This window comes from Corallococcus sp. CA053C (assembly GCF_003611675.1).
Taxonomy (GTDB): domain Bacteria; phylum Myxococcota; class Myxococcia; order Myxococcales; family Myxococcaceae; genus Corallococcus.
In genome coordinates, this window is the sequence record NZ_RAWA01000526.1 from 1 (window position 1) to 5,783 (window position 5,783).

The 5,783-nt window shown below is 72.7% G+C and carries 3 protein-coding genes and 1 pseudogene; 2 read left to right on the top strand and 2 right to left on the bottom strand.

Annotated elements, in window-relative coordinates; translation table 11 throughout:
- The first annotated feature begins 2 nt into the window (after positions 1 to 2).
- Positions 3 to 245 carry a DUF3006 family protein gene (locus D7V97_RS39070; protein WP_120615673.1) on the top strand — a complete coding sequence of 81 codons (243 nt, stop codon included), beginning with the start codon at positions 3 to 5 and terminating at the stop codon, positions 243 to 245.
- A 52-nt stretch (positions 246 to 297) separates the two neighbouring features.
- Positions 298 to 2,355, top strand: coding sequence for an ATP-dependent DNA helicase RecQ (locus tag D7V97_RS39075; protein WP_120615674.1), 2,058 nt, complete (start codon positions 298 to 300; stop codon positions 2,353 to 2,355).
- 4 nt (positions 2,356 to 2,359) lie between these two features.
- Here D7V97_RS39075 and D7V97_RS39080 read toward each other — a convergent pair whose 3' ends face one another.
- Both D7V97_RS39080 and D7V97_RS39085 read right to left on the bottom strand, forming a co-directional pair.
- Positions 2,360 to 2,698, bottom strand: a complete 339-nt coding sequence (locus tag D7V97_RS39080) for a hypothetical protein (protein ID WP_120615675.1) — start codon at positions 2,696 to 2,698, stop codon at positions 2,360 to 2,362.
- 49 nt (positions 2,699 to 2,747) lie between these two features.
- A pseudogene (locus D7V97_RS39085) lies at positions 2,748 to 5,366 on the bottom strand (tetratricopeptide repeat protein); the annotation flags it as partial.
- Positions 5,367 to 5,783: the final 417 nt, after the last annotated feature.

The following is a 5,783-nucleotide window of genomic DNA, read 5'->3' on the forward strand; positions in this document are numbered from 1 at the left end:
GGCTGGGGCTGGGCGTGAGCCCCGTGCGGGTGGAGGTGCTGGAGGACACGCGGGCGCAAGTCGTGCGCACCGGGAGCGGGCAGGCGTGCACGGTGGAGCGCTGGAGGCTGCCGCCGGGCGCGCGCGAAGGGGACGTCGTCGTGGACGGCCGCCTGGACCCGGAGCGGACGGAGCAACTGCGGCGCGAGGTGGCGCGAAAACGGGCCGCGCTGACGGTTCCCCTTCCTCCGGAGCTCGAGCTGTGAAGAGGGGCCGCCAGGGCCCATGGACGGGATTGGCGTTGACGGCCGACCCAGGATGATGAACATGCGCGCGATGCTGGAGTCCCTGCCCTTCCTCGAAGATGCCCAGCGGGGACTGGTGCGGTACTTCGGCCTTTCTGAGTTCCGGCCCGGACAGGCCCCCGTCATCAGCTCGGTGCTCAGCGGCCGCAACACCGTGGTGGTGATGCCCACGGGCGCGGGCAAGAGCCTGTGCTACCAGCTGCCGGCCACGCTGCTGCCGGGCATCACGCTGGTGGTGTCACCGCTCATCGCGCTGATGAAGGACCAGGTGGAGCAGCTCACCGCGCGCGGCATCTCGGCCACGTTCATCAACTCGTCGCTGTCGGACCTGGAGCGGGCGGACCGCCTGCGCAAGCTGCGCAACCGCGAGTACAAGCTGCTCTACGTCGCGCCGGAGCGGTTCCGCAGCAGCAGCTTCCTCGACCTGGTCGCGGAGCTGGGCGTGGACCTGCTCGCCGTGGACGAGGCGCACTGCATCTCCCAGTGGGGCCACGACTTCCGGCCGGACTACGCGCTCTTGGGACAGGTGCGCAAGCGGCTGCGTCCGCCGCGCACGGTGGCCCTCACCGCCACGGCGACGCCGGAGGTGCGCGAGGACATCGTCCGGGTGCTGCTCATGAAGGATCCGCACGTGTTCGCGGAGGGCTTTGACAGGCCCAACCTCTTCCTCGACGTGGTGAACGTCAGCGGGGACGAGGAGCGCCGCGAGGCGTGCGCGCAGCTGGCGGCGAAGGGCGGCAGCGGCATCATCTACTGCTCCACGCGCAAGGCGGCGGAAGGAATGCACTCCGCGCTCGTGACGCGCAAGGTGCGCGCCGTGCTGTACCACGCAGGCATGGAGGACGACGCCCGCCGCCGCGCGCAGGACGACTTCATGTCCGCGAAGGAGGCGGTGGCGGTGGCCACCAACGCCTTCGGCATGGGCATCGACAAGTCGGACATCCGCTTCGTCGCGCACGCGAACATCCCCCGGGCGGTGGAGGCGTACTACCAGGAGATTGGCCGCGCGGGCCGCGACGGCAACCCCGCAACGGCGGTGCTCCTGTTCAACCACGCGGACGTGTACACGCAGGAGCGCCTCATCGAGAGCAGCCACCCTTCCGAGTCCGTGCTGTCGGACGTGTGGACGGCGCTCCAGGGTGTGGACGAGTTCGAGCGGGGCGTGCACGCGCTGGCGGGCATGGTGGGGGCCAGCGAGTTCGAGGTCTCCGCCGCGCTGAAGATCTTCGAGCGCGAAGGCAAGCTGGAGCGCGGCGGCCGGGGCGAGGGCGAGTACGGGCTGACGCTGACGGACAAGGCCGCCACGGCCCAGCCGCACGCGGCGGAGTCGCAGCGGCTGCTCCGGTCGCTGTTGGAGACCTTCCCCGTGGGGCGCCAGGCCACCACGGAGCTGCCCATCCTCGCGCGGCGCACGGCGCTGTCGGAGGAGGAGGTGCGGCACGCACTGGGCCTCCTGGAGAAGTCCGGCGTGGTGCGGGTGCGCAAGCCCTTCGCGGGCCGCTCCATCCGCGCGCTGGAGCGAGTGCCCTTTCGCGAGCTGAGCGTGGACCTGAGCCGGGTGCGCGAGCAGGAGCGGCGAAATCTCCTGATGCTCAAGCGGATGACGGACTACGCGTACACGCCGAAGTGCCGGCGCGCGTTCATCCTGCGCTACTTCGGCCAGGCGGACGCGGCGGCGGTGTGCGGCACGTGTGACCGGTGCGCGGGCAGCATGATGCCCAAGCCGACCGGGTCGTCCTCGCGCTCCCAGCCCGCAGTGGCCGGCGCGCCGGTGATGGCCTACAGCGAGCTGGCCTCCACGGAGCTGCGCCGCTGGCGCAGGGACCTGGCCAAGGACCTGGGCATCGCGCCCTTCATCATCTTCAACGACGCGACGCTGCTGGGGCTGTCCGCCGCGCTGCCGGTGGACCGGGAGTCGTTCCTCGCGGTGAAGGGCACCGGGGAGAGCCGTTGGGAGCGCTTCGGCCCCAAGGTGGTGGACATCTGCCTGATGGCGCGCGCCGCGGGCCATGAGCCGCAGGCATCGCCCGTGCCCCCGCGCGTGCGCAAGTCGTCGAAGCTGCGCCGCTAGGCCGTCAGGCCCGCGGGGGTCCGCCCCTGCCGGTGGCGGCGCGGAGGACGGCCCACCGCAGCCCGGCCATCAGCACGCCCACCACCAGCGCGAGCAGGAAGATGACCGCCACGGTGACAATGCCGAAGATGACGCGCACGCCGATGTCGGTGACGCGGCCGTTGAAGTAGGCCTCGCGCAGCGGCTCCAGGCCGTGCGTCAGCTCCAGCGCCCGCGCCGGCAGCGAGTCGAGCGCCATCGACAAGCGCTCGAAGAAGGGCGACCGGTAGCGCCGTCGGATGGACTCCACGACGATGCCCACGACCAGGTAGAGCACCGACAGCAGGAAGGCGTTGCCCCACATGACCTGCAGCAGGGGGGACGACGGGGGCCGCTCGCGCACGTCAATCACGCTATCTCGACGCCCGGCGCTTGAGGAGCGGAAGAGCCTTCTTCACGCGGTTTGCCTCCGGCGCGCCGCTGGCCAGGCGCAGGAAGGCCTCGTACGCCTCCACGGCCCGGGGCAGCTCCGACGACTCGCGCACCAGCACGTCCGCCAGCGCCAGGTGCGCCAGGCCATCCGTGGGCTCCAGCTCCACCGCCTTGGCCAGGGCCTCGCGGGCGGGGGCCTCCTGCCGTTGCTTGAAGGCCACCAGGCCCAGCGCCAGGTACGCCCGCCCGTTGAAGGGGGCCAGCTTCACGGCCTCGTCCGCCGCCACCCGCGCCTCCTTCACCGCGCCCGCGCCCAACAGCACCCGCGCCAGCGTCGTCTGGGCGAAGGCCTTGTCCCAGACAGTGGGCGCCTTGTCGGCCAGGTCCTGCAGCGTGCGCGCCGCCCCGCGGCCTCCGGCGGGTAGCTGCGCGTACAGCTCGCCCACGCGGCCGCACGTCGCGTCTGGCCCCTCGCGCCGGGCCGCCGCGAAGGCCGCGTCCGCGCTCTCCACCTGGCCCTGGCGCAGGAACGCCTGGGCAATCTCGCAGAAGGTGTCGGGGTTCTTGGAGTCCAGCTTGTTGGCGCGCTCCAGCGCGGAGAAGCCGCCCTTCGCGTCGCCGTTGGCGAACAGGAGCGCCGCGCGCAGCCGCTGCCCTTCGGCGTCATCCGGCGCGAGCTTCACCGCGCGGCCCGACGCGCCCTCCGCCTCCTTGCGACGGCCGGACTGGTACAGCGCCAGCGCGAAGCCCTTGTGCGCGGCAGCGTTGCCCGGGTTGTCCAGCTGCCACGCCTCGAACTGCTTCAGCGCCTCCGGCGTACGGCCCAGCGCCAGGAGCACGCGGCCCAGGGCGTCGCGGGACTCGCCGTGCGCGCCGTTGCGCGCCACCGCCTGCGTCAGCGGCTTGAGGGCCATGTCCGGCAGCCCGCGCGCCAGGAGCAGCCGCCCCAGCGAGCACGCGCCCTCGTAGTCGCGCGGATCCTTCAGCGCCTCGTCGAACTGGGCCTGCGCCTTGTCGAGCGCGCGCTCACGCCAGTACACCTGACCCAGCGCCACGCGCAGGTCGGTGCGCGGCCGCTTGGCCAGCGCCTTCTCCAGCACGTCGCGCGCCTGGGCGCCGTTGCCTTCGTTCGCGTCCGCGAGCGCCAGCCACGCCACGGCCTCCGGCGGGTAGCGGTCGTTCACGCGCGTGCGGGCCAGCTCCGTGCGGGCGCGCTTCCAGTCCCCGAGCCGCGCGTACGCCGCGCCCCGCACCATCGCCACCTTGCGGCCGCCGTCCGCCTCCAGCCGTTGCAGCGCCTCGCGCTCGCGGTCGCGGTCCAGCAGCGTGCGGCCCAGGCCTTCCTTCGCCTCGTCGCTCTTGGGCTGCAGCTTCAACGCGGCCTCGTAGGCCTGCTGCGCGGCCTCCAGCTTGCCGGCAGCGCGACCCGCGGCTCCGAGCGCGAGCTGGAAGTCCATGGCCAGCGGCCCCTGCGTGCCCTGGGCGAGCAGCGTGCGGGCCTCGTCATACTTGCCCAACGCGGACAGCAGCTCTCCGTGCACGAGCTGCTGACGGGGCCTGAGCGCAGGGGGCAGCTTCGGGTCCTGCGCCAGCGGCGCCACGTCCGCCAGGGCCGCTTCCAGTTCCTGCTCCAGCGCGAGCCGGCTCTCCGCCATGCCGATGCGGGCGGCCGGATGCTCCTTGGACACCTCGCGCGCGCGCTTGAACATCTCCAGCGCCTGCGGGAAGTCCTCGGAGGCCAGGTAGTAGCCGCCCAGCGACACCAGCGCGCGGACGTTGCTCGGCGACGCCTTGAGCGCCCGGTCGAAGCGGTCCAGGGCCTTCTTCTCGTCCTTCGCGGCCAGCAGCAGGCTGCCCGCGAGCGCGTGCACTTCCGTCACATCGTCCTGTGAGGCGAGCAGCGCGCGACGCGTCGACTCACGGCCCCGCTCGTCGGCGACGAGTTCGTTGGTGGCGAGCACCAGCCCACCGAAGCCGTCCTTCACGCCCGGCTTCTCCAGGGCCTCCAGCGCCAGCCGCCGGTCCTCGGGCGAAGCGCCGTGGTCCTGGAAGCGGAGCGCGTGCGCGTAGCCGGTGAGCGCCCAGGCCTGCGCGCTGGACTCGTCCATGTCCCGCGCGCGCTCGAGCTGCCGGAGCGCTTCGTCCAGCGACGCGCCCGTGTCCTGCGCGATCGCGCGCCGGGAAATCTCCAGCGTCTCCGACAGCGTCTGGCCGCCCTGGCGGGAGCGGTAGAGCAGGAAGAAGCCCGCGCTCGCGCCCAGGAAGATGAGCGCGACGAAGAGGGCCACGGTCTTCGTGCCGTAGCGCTCCAGGAGGGACTGCTTCGCCCGCTCCTTGGCGATCTTCTCGTGCATCTCGCGCTCGTACTTCGAGGCGAGCGCCTCCGTGTCCTGCGCGTTCGCCGCGGCCTTGTTGCGCGCCGCGGCCGCCGCCAGCTCCGAGGCATCCGGGATGTCGTCCAGCAGCGAGCGCTTGCCGCCCGACGTCGCCGTCACCACCACGGGGGCCGCCGGCGCCACCGTGCGGGCCCGCGCCGTCGTCTCCGGAGGCGGAAGGTCTCCCAGCAGTCCGCCGCCCAACGACGAGGAGTCCTCGTCGGCTGAGGGCTCGGGGAGGTCCGCCAACATCGGGGAGGAACGTCCCTGACGCGCTCCCGGCTCCGAAGGCTCGCCTTGCGCCGCATGCCCACGACCGGAACCCGGTTCCTGGCCCGGATCCGATGAGCCCTGTGCCGCAAGTCCACGACCGGAACCCGGCTCCTGCCCCGGATCCGAAGGTTCGCCCCGCGCAGCGCGACCACGTCCCGAACCGGGCTCCTGTCCCGGATCCGATGGGCCCTGCGCCGCACGTCCACGTCCCGAACCCGGCTCCTGCCCCGGATCCGAAGGTCCCTGTGCCGCACGTCCACGTCCCGAACCCGGCTCCTGCCCCGGATCCGTGGGCTCCCCCTCACCTCGCGCCCCCACCAACGCCTCGGGAGCAAGCGCTTCCGACGACCCGGAGGAACCGCCCTCCCC

What these genes read in the sequence shown, in the direction of transcription:
- D7V97_RS39075 (WP_120615674.1), top strand. Translation starts at nt 298, where the DNA reads ATGATGAACATGCGCGCGATGCTGGAGTCCCTGCCCTTCCTCGAAGAT.
- D7V97_RS39080 (WP_120615675.1), bottom strand. Translation starts at nt 2,698, where the DNA reads ATGTGGGGCAACGCCTTCCTGCTGTCGGTGCTCTACCTGGTCGTGGGC.